15 protein-coding genes are annotated in these 16072 nt (G+C 36.8%); all 15 read right to left on the bottom strand.

The features are described from left to right. Positions 1-61: 61 nt before the first annotated feature. Positions 62-1444: an amino acid permease gene (locus tag STRPS_RS06675; protein WP_007894483.1), complete on the bottom strand. Its 1383-nt coding sequence runs from the start codon at positions 1442-1444 to the stop codon at positions 62-64. Positions 1445-1572: 128 nt separating this feature from the next. Further along, positions 1573-2487 carry a thioredoxin-disulfide reductase gene (gene trxB / locus STRPS_RS06670; protein ID WP_007894481.1) on the bottom strand — a complete coding sequence of 305 codons (915 nt, stop codon included), beginning with the start codon at positions 2485-2487 and terminating at the stop codon, positions 1573-1575. Positions 2488-2548: 61 nt separating this feature from the next. Beyond that, positions 2549-2773, bottom strand: a complete 225-nt coding sequence (locus tag STRPS_RS06665; RefSeq protein WP_007894493.1) for a DUF4059 family protein — start codon at positions 2771-2773, stop codon at positions 2549-2551. A gap of 100 nt (positions 2774-2873) precedes the next feature. After that, the gene (locus STRPS_RS06660) at positions 2874-3617 is read right to left on the bottom strand and encodes an amino acid ABC transporter ATP-binding protein (protein ID WP_007894553.1); all 744 of its coding nucleotides are present in this window, start codon (positions 3615-3617) and stop codon (positions 2874-2876) included. Continuing rightward, on the bottom strand, positions 3617-4420 hold the full coding sequence (locus STRPS_RS06655) for an amino acid ABC transporter permease (protein ID WP_408646534.1): 804 nt from the start codon (positions 4418-4420) through the stop codon (positions 3617-3619). The genes STRPS_RS06660 and STRPS_RS06655 overlap by 1 nt, the downstream gene beginning before the upstream one ends. A 132-nt stretch (positions 4421-4552) precedes the next feature. Beyond that, positions 4553-5383: a transporter substrate-binding domain-containing protein gene (locus STRPS_RS06650; RefSeq protein ID WP_007894519.1), complete on the bottom strand. Its 831-nt coding sequence runs from the start codon at positions 5381-5383 to the stop codon at positions 4553-4555. 131 nt (positions 5384-5514) lie between these two features. Continuing rightward, a complete protein-coding gene (locus STRPS_RS06645) occupies positions 5515-6858 on the bottom strand; it encodes a DEAD/DEAH box helicase (RefSeq protein WP_007894505.1) in 1344 nt (447 codons plus the stop codon). A gap of 81 nt (positions 6859-6939) precedes the next feature. Beyond that, positions 6940-7947, bottom strand: coding sequence for a phospho-N-acetylmuramoyl-pentapeptide-transferase (gene mraY / locus STRPS_RS06640; protein WP_007894565.1), 1008 nt, complete (start codon positions 7945-7947; stop codon positions 6940-6942). 1 nt (position 7948) lies between these two features. Further along, positions 7949-10201: a penicillin-binding protein PBP2X gene (pbp2x, locus tag STRPS_RS06635; RefSeq protein ID WP_007894533.1), complete on the bottom strand. Its 2253-nt coding sequence runs from the start codon at positions 10199-10201 to the stop codon at positions 7949-7951. Positions 10202-10204: 3 nt separating this feature from the next. After that, on the bottom strand, positions 10205-10528 hold the full coding sequence (gene ftsL / locus STRPS_RS06630) for a cell division protein FtsL (protein ID WP_007894432.1): 324 nt from the start codon (positions 10526-10528) through the stop codon (positions 10205-10207). A 4-nt stretch (positions 10529-10532) separates the two neighbouring features. After that, complete coding sequence (gene rsmH, locus STRPS_RS06625) at positions 10533-11483, bottom strand: 16S rRNA (cytosine(1402)-N(4))-methyltransferase RsmH (protein WP_007894489.1); 951 nt, start codon at positions 11481-11483, stop codon at positions 10533-10535. An 81-nt stretch (positions 11484-11564) separates the two neighbouring features. Continuing rightward, a complete protein-coding gene (locus STRPS_RS06620) occupies positions 11565-12815 on the bottom strand; it encodes a glutamate-5-semialdehyde dehydrogenase (RefSeq protein ID WP_007894557.1) in 1251 nt (416 codons plus the stop codon). Beyond that, entirely contained in the window at positions 12802-13629 is an 828-nt protein-coding gene (gene proB, locus STRPS_RS06615; RefSeq protein ID WP_007894562.1) for a glutamate 5-kinase, read from the bottom strand. Before proB ends, STRPS_RS06620 begins: the two co-directional genes overlap by 14 nt. Positions 13630-13688: 59 nt before the next feature. Further along, a complete protein-coding gene (locus STRPS_RS06610) occupies positions 13689-15329 on the bottom strand; it encodes a hypothetical protein (RefSeq protein ID WP_007894474.1) in 1641 nt (546 codons plus the stop codon). Continuing rightward, positions 15330-16067: an ABC transporter ATP-binding protein gene (locus STRPS_RS06605; RefSeq protein ID WP_007894434.1), complete on the bottom strand. Its 738-nt coding sequence runs from the start codon at positions 16065-16067 to the stop codon at positions 15330-15332. It lies immediately after the preceding gene. Positions 16068-16072 lie beyond the last annotated feature (5 nt).

Raw genomic sequence — 16072 nt, 5'->3', positions numbered from 1 at the left:
AAAGAGACAGAAAATCCTGTCCCTCAGAGAGCATCTCATTTTAAAGAAATGAGCTACTAGCTTATTTTGTTTTGAATTTAAAATTACAGTAAAAACCAAAGAAAATGATCCAAATACTTGCCCCCACTGCTCCAATAAAAGTTGACTCTTGGAGGAACAATGACATAAACACACAGGCAAAGAAAGCTAAAGTAATTGGTGTTGCTACTTTATACATTGGCATTAGGAAACCATCTGGCATAAAATCAGAAGACTGACGATATTTCCAGTGAGCAATCATTGTCAAAGCATAAATGGCGATGTAGACACCAGATGACGAAGCTGCAATCAAAGCAAAGGCATCAGATATTCCTGGTAAGACACTAATAATGGCAGATACACCCACAACTGCTGCTGAACCAATGATTGCACGACTAGGAACGCCCTGCCTTGAAAGACGATTAAACTTCAAGGCGTTGGTGAATGGATTGGCATTTTCACAAGCCAACTGATATAAGTGACGACCAGATGAGTACAATACTGAATTTAATGCAGATGCAGATGATGTTAAAACCACAAAATTAATTAATGCGGCTGCCCACTTAATGCCCACCAGCTGAAATACCATGACAAAAGGTGACTTGTCAACTGGTAAATCCTTCCAAGGTAGGATAGCCATGATTGAAATCAAGGAACCAACATAAAAAATAATAATTCTAACAGGAATTTCTTGAATAGCTTTCGGTAATACTTTACGAGGATTTTCTGTTTCAGAAGTCGTAACGCCGACAAATTCAATAGCTTGATAGGCAAAGAAAACCATCTGGAATCCCATAAAGAATTTTAATGTTCCACGTGGGAATAAAGAAAAATGGTTAGTAATATTCGTAAAACTAGCTTGACCATGTGGTGTTTGGAAACCAGTAGCAATCATAAAACCAGCAGTCGCAATTAAAGCAATAATAGCCACAATTTTAATCATTGCAAACCAAAATTCTGTCTCACCAAAAATTTTAACAGCTATCAAATTGACGGAAGCCAAAATAACTAAAGCCACGAGCTGGATTAACCAAGAATGCCAATTGGGGAACCAATATTGAACGTAAGAACCTAAGGCTGTAATATCAGCCATCCCAATAAAGATTAATGATAGCCAATAAGAAAGTCCTGAAAAATAACCCCAACCAGGTCCAATATATTTAGTAATAAAATTAATAAATGTATGTTGGTCAGGATCATAATAGAGCATTTCTCCAATCGCCCTCATCATCATAAACATAAAGGCTCCTGTTATTAAGTAAACTAGAACAATTGAGGGCCCCGTTAATGAAATAGCACGACCTGATCCCATAAATAAGCCAGTACCAATTGTCCCAGCAATTGCAATCAATTGAACATGGCGATTTTGCAATCCCCTGACCATTCCATTTTTAACTTCTTTGTCTTCTTTTGACAATTGTGACATCATACACTCCATTCTTTAAAAAATATAATTATTATACCCTATTTTCAGAATATTTACAACATTGTCTATTCATAAATAGAATAGTCATAAAAAAACCGGTCTTCTTAGTTGACCAGTTTTTCATCTGATTATTTCAAACTTTCAAGATAATGATAGACACCTTGGCCCGCTGTTGCGCCTTCACCGACAGCAGTAGTGATTTGACGAAGATCCTTTTGTCGCACATCTCCAATAGCAAAAATTCCAGGTAAACTTGTTCTCATGTGATCATCAGTTACTACCCAACCTTCTTGGTCACAAATACCAAGTCCTTCAACCATACTTGTTACAGGAAGCATTCCAACATAGATGAAGACTCCTCCGAAAGCATGGTTGCTTATCTCATTTGTTTTTAAGTTCTTGATTAAAACATTTGAAACCTTAATATTATCACCCTGAATCTCTTCAACAACAGAATCCCAAATAAATGACACCTTATCATTAGCAAAAGCACGTTCTTGAAGAATTTTTTGTGCTCTTAATTGGTCACGTCGATGCACAATGGTCACACTTTTAGCAAATTGCGTTAAATAAATAGCTTCCTCAACAGCAGAATCTCCTCCACCAACGACTAAGAGGTCCTGATTTCGAAAAAACGCCCCATCACAAACTGCACAATAGGATACTCCTCGGCTAGTAAAGGTCTCTTCTCCCTTAACATTTAAGAGACGGTACTTAGCTCCAGTTGCTAAAATAATAGCTTTAGCATCAAAATAGGCGTCCTCAGTACTAACACGTTTGAAGTCACCCATGTCTTCTACCTTCTGAACAATACCATAAATGTGTTCAACATCAAATTTTTCTAATGGTTCAAACATTTTCATGGATAATTCTGGTCCAGAAATATTATCGTAACCTGGATAATTTTCAATTTCAGATGTATTATTCATTTGGCCACCTGGAGCACCTTGTTCAATAATTCCAACTTTCAGATTACTTCTGGCTGCATACAAAGCTGCTGTCATGCCAGCAGGGCCTGATCCAATAATGAGTGTATCGTACATCTTTCTCTCCTTTGTTTATTCCTAGTAACATCTTAACAAGCAGTCGCTATTTTGGCAATTATTACGATTTTAAGGCCAGCAAGATACTCATAACTGCAAACGATAAAATAGGTACCAAGAGTATTGCTATCATTAAGATATCATAAAGAAAAGCCTGTCTCTCAACAACAGTTTTGTCTTTTCTAGATCGGGCTCGTAAGAAAATCCATAATAAACAAATGACCAATACTAGGATCAAAGCAATCACCAAACCTTGCAAATAAAGACTAAACAATTCTAATAACATTATATTATCCATTCATATCTATCAATTTTTCTAACATATCATTTGCACAAGAAAAGCCCAGATTATCCCTGGACCTCTCTATTATAACAAAAGTCTAAAGTTATATATAGGTTTTGGAGAATTTGTTGAAAAATTCTTTAGTTCTAGCTTCTTTAGGATGGTTAAATAATTCTTCTGGGCTTCCTGATTCTAAAATCTTACCATTATCTAAAAAGAGGACCTTGTCTGCTACTTGTGATACAAAATCCATATCATGACTGACTAACACCATCGTTTGTCCCGACCTAGCTGCCTGAGCAATTGACTTCTCAACCTCCCCTACCAACTCTGGATCCAAGGCTGAAGTTGGCTCATCCAAAAGCAATACATCTGGCTTCATGGCGAGAGCCCGTGCTATAGCAACCCGTTGCTTTTGACCACCTGATAAATGTCTTGGGTAATGATTCTCACGATTAGTTAAACCTACTTTTTTCAATTCTTCTCTGGCTATAGCTGTCGCTTCTTTATCTGAGAGTTTTTTGACAACAATAAGACCTTCCTTGACATTCTCTAAAGCTGTGCGGCGCTCAAAAAGATTAAATTGTTGGAAAACCATAGCTAGTTTGCGTCTAAGAATAAGCACTTCCTCGTTTGTGATTGTTTCAAAATTAACCTTAAAATCATCAATCTGAATCATTCCCTTATCTGGTTTTTCCAAATAATTCATGCTCCGCAAAAAAGTTGATTTTCCAGCTCCAGACGCTCCTACAAGTGCAATAACTTGCCCTTTCTCAATGTCCAAACTTAAATCATCTAAAACTTTTTGACCAGAAAAATATTTACTTAAATGACTTATTTTTATCATTAGCGCAAGTCCCCCATTTCCTTTTCTGGTACTCTAATTGGTTCTACAATTGTCATTGATTTCTCAATCAAATTACCGAGCTGTTCAATGAGAAAACTGATAAACCAGTAGACTAATGCAACCGAAATATACCTTTCAAAATAGCGGTAATCTGCCCCACCTAAAATTTGAGCCTGGGCAAACATTTCAACGATTCCAGCATTGAATGCTAGAGATGTTCCTTTAGTCAAACCAATCAAACCATTTATCAGCGTTGGCGTCGCTACAACTGCCGCATTTGGAATAATGACACGTTTATAAACCTGTATGGGAGTCATACCTAAGCTTCGTGCCGCTTCAATTTCTCCACTGTCTACAGATTGAATAGCAGCACGAATCGTTTCACTAGCATAGGCTGCCTCATTAAAGGCAAATGCTGTAATAGCAAAGATAGAGGCCGGAATAGCGTTAATGTTCCAATGCAAGCCATACTTCACATTAAGGAATTTTAAAAAGAGTGGAATCCCATAATAGGTTAGCATCAATTGAACCAGAATAGGCGTTCCTCTTAAGAAACTTACAAATACCGCTTGGATAGGATATAACATTTTTGTTCGATTAAGTTTAACCAATGCAAAAAGTAAGGCTAAGAACAGTCCAAATATTGCCCCAGCTACTGTCAATCCTATCGTCAAAGGTAAACGTTCAATAATATCTGGCAAGGCATCAAAAACAGCTCGCCAACTAAAAAGTTTGCCTTCTGGAATATATTTGATGAACTGGTCAAACCACGACCAACTACTTGCTAAGATGAACCCCATTATTTCCCCTTTTTTCCTATCGATATCTTATAAGTTTAGCACGCTAGGTAAGTACTGTAAAATAGAAAGTCTTAATAAAGGCAATAGTGAAAGTCTATCACTCTCGTAATAGACCCTTAATTATTATATTCAACATTATTTGAGTGAAGAAACAAAGTCACCTTCAAAGAATTTTTGACTCAATTGTTTCAACTGACCTGATTTTTTTAGTTTTCCTAGTCCTTTATTGACATAGCTCTGCAATTCTTTTCCCTTAGCATCATCAGAAAAAATAAAATATTCTAAACCATCTTTTTTATCTCCAACTTTTTCTGTCAACTTAGTGATTTTGAGGTCATAGCCTTGTTCCTTGATAGCTGTTTTTAAAGAAATAGCATCATAGAATAAGAAATCTAGCTGACCACTTTCAAGCATTTGGAGTCTTTGCGTAAATGGAGTAGATCCTGATGCATAAGTGATATCAATTGGTTCTTTCTTGGGATGCTTTTTGTTCCATTTTTCTAGAACCTGCATGTAGTTGGCGCCTGACATTCCTTGGGTTTTCTTTCCAGATAAGTCAGCTAATTCTTTATAACTTTTATCACCTTTTGTTGCCAAGGCGTAGTTGGATTTGGAAATAGCCTTTGAAAAGAGGTATTTTTCTGCTCTTTCTGCACTATAACCATAATCATTTGCTGCGATCTGATAGCGACCTGCATCAATTCCTGATAAAATTGAAGGAAAGGCAACTGTCTCAAATTTTAAGTCATACCGCTTGGAATTCTTAAAAATAGCTTTTAGCACCTGAATATCGTAACCTGTCAAGGTTTTCCCATCTTTATAGGTAAAAGGTTTTGTAGCAGCATCTGTCGCAACGGTAATAACTTCTTTATCTTTTGCTAAAACCTCAGTTGTTAGCCCTAAAGTCGTGAAGACTAGACTAACAATAAAGAGTAAGCTGATAAGTGGATTATTTTTCTTTGCCATCTTTTTATCTCCCCATTCATGATACTCTTAGTCTAACAAAAGTCTTTCCATTTGAAAAATAGTAATATCCTATCAAGCCATTAGGATTTTTATATAATAAAAAATACCAGATTTGAACTGGTATTTTCTCTTTAGAAACTTTGTTTCTTAGCTTTCCGTTCTGCGCGACCGCGTGCTTTACTCTCAGCTCGGCGTTCTTTACGGCGTTTTTCGTCAACAACCCATTGGATTTTTTTCTTATAGCCAGGTTTAACTTTTTTCTTCTTCTTTTTAACAAGGCCAATCATCTCGGTATCTAACTTTTGGTAGGATTTCTCACGATTATAACGACGATCACGATCATATGTATCTCTAAACTCACCATTTTTCAGCATTTTAGGGACAAAGCTGATGCCCATTTTTTCTAGTTCTCTAATATCTGAGTCATCACTTGGCTGGTATAGGGTAATCGCTGTGCCCGAAAGACCATTACGTCCTGTCCTACCCACACGATGTATAAAGAAAGACAAGTCTTGTGGGATAGCATCATTGATGACATGACTGACACCCTCAATATCAATACCGCGTGCCGCTAAATCTGTCGCAACGATGTATTCAAACTCTAATTTTTTAACCTGGTTCATGATTCGTTTACGTTCTCGTGGGGGAACGCCACCATGAATCTTAGCAACCTTTAAGCCATTGGCAACTAAAAAACTATGTAGTTCATCTGCTCTTTCTTTTGTATTAACAAAAATCATTGCTAGGTATGGTTGTATATTTGTTAAGATTTCTAAAATATGAGCATTTTTATCTCGCCCTTTAGTTGACACTAACCAGTTGTCAATGTTATCAGCAATGACAGTCTCTGTCCTAATTTGCTCAATTAAGGGATTTCTCAAATATTTCTTTAAGAACGGTTGCAATTTTTGCGGAATGGTTGCTGAAAAAACCAAGATTTGGACATTCTTAGCTAGAGATGCTGCAATCTTATCAACGGTATCTAAAAAGCCCATATCCATGGTCATATCTGCTTCATCAACCACAAAGGTACTTGCTTTATGAATGGCTAAATCGCCAGATTTAACCAAATCATAAATACGGCCCGGTGTCCCAACGACAATGTGCGGTTGCGACCCTTTTAACTTTTCAATTTGACGTAATTTGTCTGTTCCACCAACATAATTAACTAGTCGAATTTCTTTTTGGCTGTGACTAGCAATCTGTTTTGCAGCTTCAAATATCTGAGTTGCTAATTCTCGACTTGGCGCTGTGATAAGAACTTGAACATCTCTACTATCTTCGTCTAGCTTTTCAAAAATTGGCAACAAAAATGTATGCGTCTTACCCGAGCCTGTTTTTGATTCACCTACCAAGTCTCTACCAGAATTGACGACTGGTATGAGCTTTTTTTGTACTTCAGTCGGCTCCCTGAAGTTAATTTCCTCAAGCGCTTTCTGAATGTAATCTTTAAAATTATAATCTTTAAATGACATAGTTACCCCTTTTTCCCCTCATATTATAACATGATTAGTCTAGACAAGCAAAATGCAGTGCAAGGCACTGCATCATGACTTTTATAGATATAGCATTATTAGGACAAGGAGACTAGCTAAAAGGCCAATAAGCCATAAGAAAGCATCTACTTTCCATTCAGACCAGTGCTCTCCTTTTCCCGTTAAGCCACCCAATTCAAGGTGGTGGTGGAAGGGGGTCATTCTAAAGATGCGACGACCCTCTCCATATTTTTTTTTGGTGTATTTAAAATAGGACACTTGCAATATAACAGAACTTGTTTCAAAAACGTAGACAATGCCAATAATAAGTAAGGTCCATTCTTGTCGTAAAGCTATTGAAATTGCTGCTAACATAGCACCTAAAGCAAGACTCCCAACATCACCCATAAAAACCTTAGCAGGCTTATGATTATAGATAAAGAAGCCAAACAAGGCGCCAACCATAATCACAATTAATAGAAGAACATCAAATTGGTGTTGGACAAAAGCAATAAGACCATAAGTCACTAAACTTATAACTACGGAAATCGAGGCTAATCCATCAATTCCGTCAGTTAAATTGACAGCATTGGAAAAACCAACAATCCAAAACAAGACAAAAAGTAAATACACAATTCCTAAGTGGATATGGTAGCCTAGAACATTGATAGAGTCAATACCACTTGGTGCGACATGAAGAAAATAAAAGATTAAACCACCAATGATTTGGAGCGCCATTTTTTGCCTAGCAGTTAGACCCTCATTCATTTGCTTAAAGATCTTCAAAAAGTCATCAAGAAAGCCTATGAAACCATAGATTAAAATAACAGCTAAAATGCCTGAAATCAAACCGAGGTGCGTCCACTCTTTAAAGAGAAAGAAACCAAAAACTAGAGACATTAGACTTGCTACTAGCAGAAAAACTGTTCCTCCCATGGTGGGAGTCCCCGCTTTGGCTAAATGTTGTTTAACATCTTCATGCATTTGTTGCCCACCAATTTTTTTCATTTGATAGAATTTTATAAAAAATGGCATGGTGAGAGCAGTTAATATCAAAGATATTATTCCTGCTGTAATTGTTAAAAGCATGTTAATCTCCTAGTTTAATATCAATTTTTTTAATTTTCTTGAGTGATTTTCCCACGTTAACATTTTGACTAACCACTCGACCTTTTTTCGAACCTTTATATTGTACCTCAATACCTGTCCATTTTGCAAACTTTTCAACATTGTCTTCTGTCCAGCCATACATATCAGGTAATGTCTCAAAATTATTTGTCAAAAGTAAAATTTGCTGATTATTAGTCAGATTGGTTTCTTTAGCCTTAGACATTTTCACAATCTTATCACCGTTTCCAAGAACAATTGGTTGAACCAGGTTACGACGAAGTTCATCTGAAGTGTTACCAGGCTTTTCACCGATAAAATCAGGTAGCTTATAAGGAGTTGTTTTACTTTCTGATTCAGGATTTGGTTTTACTAAAGTATCCTTCATTAAGTAAGCTTCTTCCAACACTGGATTAATGACATCTGCCCAGAACATGCCGCTCCAATGTTCCGGCTGTTGGATGGTTACATACATAATAAAGTCTGGATTATCAGATGGCACCATGGCTACCACTGAGAAGACATAGTTCGTTTTCCCACCTTCGATATAACCACTTCCGTCATCCTTGGCAATCTGAGCAGTCCCTGATTTAACAGCCACAGACATGTTACCAACTTTTACAATCGGACCTGTTGATGCCGAATAAAGTGTCCCAAAAACAGGATCCGTACCAACATTTACCATATAGTCTCTCGTTTCACTAGCAGCTTTTTTAGAAACAGGCTTGCCGATAACTTCTTTCTCAGCCGTTCTATATGTTCCAGTATTGGGATCATAAATCTGATTAATGAATTGCGGTTCCAACATGGCACCATTATTTGCAATAGCTGAAAATGCTCGTAGCATTTGGATCTGGGTAACACTGATCCCTTGTCCAAAGGCACTCATTGCTTGTGTAACGATATTATCTGAGGGAAAGATACCGGCTTCTTCATCACCAATTCCAAATCGCGTTGGAAAACCAAATTTAAATTTACTTAAATAATCAAGCCAAGTTTTATTTCCCATTTTCTGCTCTAGTTTTGTCATACCAACGTTACTTGAATACGCAAAACCTTGGGCATAAGTCATATATTGACCCGTTGAAATCCCTTCGTTAATGGACCAGTCTTGAATAGTTGCATCTGCGATTTTTAACCCGTTAGCATTACTATAAACTTCATTTGGCTTAAATACACCCTCGTCAATAGCGGCAGCTAAAGTCATTACCTTCATGGTTGACCCTGGTTCGAAGTTATTTTGATAAAGGGCACTTTTCCAGTTGTATTTCTTATTGTTTAAGCCTTCAAGAGTATCTGCATTGTAAGAGGGTCTTTGAGAAGTGGCAAGAATCTCTCCTGTTTTAGCATTTACTAAGGTTGCACTTGCCAAAACGCCTTTGGCTTCATTTTGAAAAACATCCATCTTTGTTTCAAGGAATGTTTGAATAGGTTCAGATAAAGTTGTGTAAACATCCTTTCCATCTATTGCTTTCTTAACAGTCTTGCCCGTACCTAGAAGGGTATTCCCATTTTTATCTTTCTCATAGATAATCGTACCATCTTTACCTGATAAAATTTTATTTAGAGATGCTTCAAGTCCTGTTTTACCGACTAAACTCTTACTACCGTCTTTATTTTCAGTTAAAGCGGCCAGACCAATTAACTCGGAAGCAAATGTTCCATTTGGATACATGCGCCCAGGGCTTGTGGAAAAGGCTATACCTTTAACACCAGCTTTTTCCATCTCTTTTCGGATTGTGGTCATCTTGCTAAATGAGATTCCAGACCCCGATGTACCGAAAGACACTTGAAATAGACCTTTTTGTTTCAGTTGACTGATAACAGTTTTTTTCTTCATGTCTAATTCTTTGTTTAAAATTTCAGCAACTGTGTCAAATTGAGAAGGCTGAACATAAAGCTTTTCTCCGGTCGCCGATACAAATGATTTGTCGAGAACGGCGTAAATGCTATAAGTCGTTGAATCGACAGCAATAGCAACACCATTACGATCATAGATTGTGCCTCGTTTAGCCTGAACAGTTACTGTTTCTTGGTAGACTTGTTTGGCTTCTTGGCTTAAATTAACACCAAATTTATGATCAGTCCCGATAATAATAACGAAATTGATGATAAAGACGAAAAATAAAAAAATACTCAGAATCATCATATTTTGACCAACATGTTCTCGGTTTTTAACTGGTGTTTTTCGCCCTTGAATGACATAATCTAAAAAGAATTTTTGAAATTTTTTCATAGATTACTCAACTTTCTTAATATTATCGTTGCGATTGGAGAGACCAGCTTTTTTAGCAATATCAACAATGCGGTCACGGCGTGATAGTTCATTAACCTCTTGCTTAGCATTATTAAGATCAGTCCGTTTATCACTAATTTGGCTATTTAAATTAGAAATATCTTGCTGTAATTGGAGTCTACGACTCTGAAGATAAATGATGCTTACAGCCATTGTAATAGCCGTAACAATCATGGCACTATAAAAAGCTTTCTCTATTCTGGAGAAAGTTCTTATTCGTCTTTGTAAGGCAGTTGTGACTGCTTGTCTTCTTTTTTCATTGTTCATACTTTCACATCCGAATTTTTTTGGCCACACGTAATTTAGCCGAATGAGCACGATTGTTTTCTGCTAACTCTTCTTTACTAGGTAAAATTGGTTTTCGTGAAACAAGTTCAAATTTAGGTTGCATTTCCTCTGGAATAAACGGGAGTCCTTTTGGAACATCAACAACACTTGCCTCTTTAAATAATTGCTTGGTTAGGCGATCTTCCAAAGAATGGAAGGTAATAACTGAGATACGCCCTTCTAAGGCTAACACATCCATAGCCTGCTGTAGAGATTCTTCTGCAGCCCCTAATTCATCATTAACTTCAATCCGAATTGCTTGAAAAATCTGTTTTGCGGGGTGTCCTTTTTTCTTTAATTCTTTGGCTGGCTTTGCAGACTTGATTAATTCTGCTAGCTCTGCCGTTGTTTCAATAGGTTTTATAGCCCGAGCTTGTTCAATTTTCCGAGCAACCTGTTTTGAAAATCGATCTTCACCATACCTAAAAAAGATACGAACAAGATCATTAAAACTATAATCATTGACCACTTGATAGGCTGTTAAGGAGGCATCTGAATCCATTCGCATATCTAGGGGCGCATCTTGACGGTAAGAAAATCCTCGTTCTCTTTCATCAAGTTGAGGGCTTGAAACACCGAGATCATAAAGAATACCATCAATAAAATCTACTCCATGAGCCTGCATTTGAGACTTTAAATGGCGAAAATTATCTTTGATAAAGGTTACCATTCCCTTTTCAATAAAAGGTGCTAAAAAAACTTGGGCATTATCAATAGCTTTTTGATCTTGATCAAAGCAATACAGATGCCCATGTTCGTTTAGTTGTGATAGAAGATATGCAGAATGTCCTGCGCCACCTAGTGTAGCATCAACATAAATGCCATCTGGTTTTACTTGGAGCATATCAACTGTTTCGTGGAGAAGAACGGTAATATGATGAAATTCTTTTGTCATACCTTTAATTTTAACACATTTTGAACATTAAGAAAACAAAAAGGAAGACGGCCGGCTACTATCTAGACCGGAACTTCCTCCTTAGTTACGAATTTGCCCATTCCCATTAATATAAAATTTGCTACTTGTTAAAGCTTCTAACCCCATTGGTCCCCTTGCATGGATTTTTTGAGTTGAAATCCCAATTTCAGCGCCTAGGCCAAATACAAAACCATCTGTGAAACGCGTTGAAGCATTGACATACACCGCTGCCGCATCAATTTGTTCTTGAAACCTTTCAGCTGCTGCTAGGCTTTGCGTGATAATAGCTTCAGAATGATGACTGCTATAGGTGTTAATCCAAGAGATAGCCTGATCAAGTGAAGACACCATTTTTACGGACATGATATAGTCTAAGTATTCCATTCCATAATCTTCTTGACTAGCTAAAGTGGCCTCTTTAAAGAGGTTGATAACTACTGGATCTGCTCGAAAAGCAACAGGATGCACTGCAGAAATAGCCTCTTCTAACTGTGGAATAAAGCGCTCTGCGACTGCTTCATGAATAACCAAACTTTCGGCAGCATTACAGACACTTGGACGTTGTGTTTTAGCATTAATGACAATCTGGGTAGCCATATCAAGATCAGCTGTTTCATCAATATAAATATGGACATTCCCTATACCAGTTTCGATAACAGGCACCTTAGCTTTTTCCTTAACTGTCTGAATTAGTTTGGCACCTCCACGAGGAATCAAGACATCTATATAATCAGTTGCAGACATTAACTCTTCTGCTAAAGCATGTGAAGGATCTTCAAGTAACTGAATAGCATCTTCAGTAATCCCAGAACTTTTCAAGCTTGCTCTGACAACCTTTACTAAAGCTTTGTTGGTATTCAAAGCATCTTTGCCGCCTCTAAGGATAATTGCATTATTAGTTTTGAAGGCAAGACTAAAAGCATCAATAGTAACATTGGGCCGACTTTCAAAAATCATTGCAATAACGCCTAATGGAACTCTCTTTTGAACAATCTTTAATCCGTCTAAATTAGTATACCCTTTAATCACCTGACCAATCGGATCTTCCAAATCAGCTACTTTTTTGACACCTTCAACAATTGCTCTGATACGTTCTTTGGTTAGTAGCAAACGGTCTAACATGATCTTTGAGATATCATGATTTTTTGCTTGAGCCATATCTTTTTCATTTTCTTGCATAATAACATCGCTATTGCTAAGAAGATCGTCAGCTAATTGCAGCAAAAAATTATTTTTTTCGAGTGTTGACAAACTAAGTAAATCAAAACTCGCTTCCTTGGCTTGATGACCAAGCTGCTTAATTATGCTCATTTTCTTTTCCCTTCTCTTTCACAAACCAGGTACCAATCTCTTTACCATCAAGTAAGCGCAATATATCTCGAGGATTTTTTCCATTCATTAAAACCATTTGGCTATTGTTTTCAAAAATCATCTGAGCAGATTGTACCTTACTTAACATGCCACCAGTTCCAAATTTGCTACCAGCTCCGCCTGCAGATAAGATAATATCCTCTGTAATTGCAGTGACCAAATGACGGAGTTTAGCATCCTCATAAATTGTTGGATTTTTATCAAATAAACCATCAATATCTGACAGCATAATTAATAAATCTGCTTGCGTTATCTTAGCGACTACAGCTGAGAGTCGGTCATTGTCTCCAAACTTCGTGGCATGGTCCATTTCATCAACACTGACGGCATCATTTTCATTAACAATGGGTAGAATTCCAAGTTTTAAAAGGCTCTCAAATGCGTTAGTAACGTTGGAAAGGCTTTCTGGAAAAATAACAACATCACGTGTCAATAAAATTTGGGAAACATTTTTCTGATAATGAGAAAAAATTTGGGAATAAAGACTCATCATAGCTACCTGTCCCACACTTGAGACTGCCTGTTGTTTAGCTAATTCACTAGGACGTTTTACCATCTTTAACATATCGAGGCCAAATCCCATAGCTCCTGAAGATACTAAGATAACTTCTTTTCCTTTATTCATGAGACTAGCGATAACAAAAGCTAATTGATCAATCTTTTCAAGGTTAATCTTACCATCCACTTGCACTAGTGAACTAGTTCCGATTTTGATAACAATCCGTTTAACAGCTTCGAAATTTCTTTTCATCATGAGAAAATTATAGCATAAAAACAGCCCTACTGGACTGTTCATAAGTTATAAGGTTGATTTTAGGAAGCAAGAAGTGACTCTATTCTGTCCCAAAAACGCTTTGTAAGAATAAATTGACTAACTGCTAGTAAAATAATTAGTCCAAAGAACAAAAGACTGTTTATTAACAAAGCTTCCTTTGTTGCCAAAGACAAGAAAATAACCAAAATGATTAAGCCTGAACCTACTATTAAAGAGCCAAATATCAAGGAAACTGTCAACCACCGGCTACCGCCCCTCGTAAAGAGCTGTGTCAAGTTTTGCCAGTCCAAAGTGAGGTATTTGATATCTCTCATATACATGTATTGTCCTTGAATAAAGGAAACGAGAATGAAACCTAAGGCCATTGTTAAAATCATTAGGTAGTGGAAGCCTAGTAGTGCACCAATAACAATATATAAAATAAGGGGAACACTAATTTGCAATAATAGTAAGAAATAAAATTTTTCTCTTACAAAAGCTTTGAGAGGGATTGGTAGGCTCTTTATATAAGTGAAATTATCTCTTTCTAAGGATAAACCGACACCAATGAAGGTGCTTGAATTGGTCGCCATGGCTGCGATAATTCCCCCTACCAAAAAGGAAACCCCAAAATAGTCATAGCCTAAAAAATCTGTCAGTGAATTTTTCATATTCATCATTGGTGCCATAAAACTAACAACAAAAATCAAAGGCATTAAATAAGTTTGAATCAACAGGTTGGAGTCTTGCAAGGTCGATAAATGATGTTTAAGCATTAACCTTTTTAAGGATTTTGCTTGAGAAGTCTCTTTTGTTTTTCCTTTTTTATTGACTTTGCCCTTTTTCCTAGATTCACCAGTATAGAGCGCCTCTTTGTAATACTTAGGCATGATTCCTGTCACAATGCCATAGGCCATTAAAAAGAGTATGGCGAGTGGTAACCAGAAATGAATGAAGGCATTCGCCCCAAAAGGTTGCACCATGACATCATAAAATCCTCTAAAATAAGGAACAAGCGCCCGATCAACGAGATCTGCTCCTTGCATCATCTTACTATTATTAGTCACATTTAAGAAAAATATCAGTCCAACTGCTCCAATAGTAGAAACAAACAAAAGGAGTGTGGAAATTAACTTACGTCTTGGAGACCTAACAATTATTTTTCCAACCCAGGCATTAAGATAAATAGCAATTACATTAGAGCTAAAAAAGGTAAGCAGAAACATTATCATAGCCATCGGAATGGCTATGATAATGCCTTTCATTTGCCAATAAGCAATGAAATAAAGGGAAAGCAAGGGCATCAAGAAGAGCGAACCCATACCTATTGATGAAAAAAGTTTCGCTAGATAAAGTTCACTCGCTCTAATAGGAAGATGAACATATAGTTTAACGTCATTACTTTCATAAAAAATAGTATATAGCGCTGTAAACGCCGTTATCGTTGACATCACAAAAAATAAAGCGATATAAAAAGAGAAATATCCTGGATAACGACTAAAATTTATCCCTAAAAACATGAAAACATAAATAAATAGGAATATGATAGACATCATGATTTGATTTTTCAGCATGGACTTATAGGCGCTAAAATTAGCCTTAGGTTTTTTTGCCTGCTTTTTCTTTAAAGCCGTTAAGGCTTGGGGATTGGAATATAGAATATTAATCTTTACCAATTCCCAAACAGTTGTCCAATTCATCTAGATCACCTCTTCCTTTGAGTGTCGTCCTGCTAACTCGAGGTAGATTGTTTCCAAGTCTTTTTCTGGATAACGTTCTCTTAGCTGATCAATAGTTCCTACAAAAATTAATTTCCCTTGTTTTAAAATACCAATACGATCACATAGTTGCTCTGCTACAGAAAGGACATGAGTAGAGAACAAGACAATATTACCAGAATTAGCATGGTCTCGCATCATTTCTTTCAAATCAAAGGAAGCTTGAGGATCCAATCCAGTGAGGGGTTCGTCTAGAATCCAAATAGCTGGATTTGAAATCAAAGCTCCGATGACAATTGCTTTCTGACGCATCCCGTGTGAAAAACTACCAACAGTGTTATCCAATTCATCTTGCATGTCAAAAAGGTGACTAAGCTCTTGGATCCGGTGATTATAGTCCTCATCACTAACATCATAGATTTTCGCCAAAAACTGCCAATATTCTCTAGCTGTTAGATTTAAAAATAAATCTGGTGAGTCTGGAACATAACCGATTTTCTTTTTGATAAGATCGCGATTGACAGTTATCTCTTGCCCGTCCACCAAGAGTTCTCCATAACTAGCCTCGATAATGGAAGTTAAAATACTAATAGTCGTTGTTTTTCCAGCTCCATTATGGCCAATAAGTCCAAATATTTCCCCATCTTTAATCGTTAAGTTTAAATCACTTAATGCTTCTTTTTCTCCGTATAGTTTAGAAATATGTTTAAATTCAATCATAATAA

It is taken from the genome of Streptococcus pseudoporcinus LQ 940-04, from assembly GCF_000188035.1.
In the GTDB taxonomy this organism is placed as follows: domain Bacteria; phylum Bacillota; class Bacilli; order Lactobacillales; family Streptococcaceae; genus Streptococcus; species Streptococcus pseudoporcinus.
The sequence above is the reverse complement of the archived record's forward strand: the minus strand, read 5'-3'. Positions and strand labels throughout refer to the sequence as shown.

Bases quoted from the DNA above. Each gene is read 5' to 3' on its own strand.
- STRPS_RS06675 (WP_007894483.1), bottom strand. From the start codon at position 1,444: ATGTCACAATTGTCAAAAGAAGACAAAGAAGTTAAAAATGGAATGGTC.
- trxB (WP_007894481.1), bottom strand. From the start codon at position 2,487: ATGTACGATACACTCATTATTGGATCAGGCCCTGCTGGCATGACAGCA.
- STRPS_RS06665 (WP_007894493.1), bottom strand. From the start codon at position 2,773: ATGTTATTAGAATTGTTTAGTCTTTATTTGCAAGGTTTGGTGATTGCT.
- STRPS_RS06660 (WP_007894553.1), bottom strand. From the start codon at position 3,617: ATGATAAAAATAAGTCATTTAAGTAAATATTTTTCTGGTCAAAAAGTT.
- STRPS_RS06650 (WP_007894519.1), bottom strand. From the start codon at position 5,383: ATGGCAAAGAAAAATAATCCACTTATCAGCTTACTCTTTATTGTTAGT.
- STRPS_RS06645 (WP_007894505.1), bottom strand. From the start codon at position 6,858: ATGTCATTTAAAGATTATAATTTTAAAGATTACATTCAGAAAGCGCTT.
- mraY (WP_007894565.1), bottom strand. From the start codon at position 7,947: ATGCTTTTAACAATTACAGCAGGAATAATATCTTTGATATTAACTGCT.
- pbp2x (WP_007894533.1), bottom strand. From the start codon at position 10,201: ATGAAAAAATTTCAAAAATTCTTTTTAGATTATGTCATTCAAGGGCGA.
- ftsL (WP_007894432.1), bottom strand. From the start codon at position 10,528: ATGAACAATGAAAAAAGAAGACAAGCAGTCACAACTGCCTTACAAAGA.
- rsmH (WP_007894489.1), bottom strand. From the start codon at position 11,483: ATGACAAAAGAATTTCATCATATTACCGTTCTTCTCCACGAAACAGTT.
- STRPS_RS06620 (WP_007894557.1), bottom strand. From the start codon at position 12,815: ATGAGCATAATTAAGCAGCTTGGTCATCAAGCCAAGGAAGCGAGTTTT.
- proB (WP_007894562.1), bottom strand. From the start codon at position 13,629: ATGATGAAAAGAAATTTCGAAGCTGTTAAACGGATTGTTATCAAAATC.
- STRPS_RS06610 (WP_007894474.1), bottom strand. From the start codon at position 15,329: ATGAATTGGACAACTGTTTGGGAATTGGTAAAGATTAATATTCTATAT.
- STRPS_RS06605 (WP_007894434.1), bottom strand. From the start codon at position 16,067: ATGATTGAATTTAAACATATTTCTAAACTATACGGAGAAAAAGAAGCA.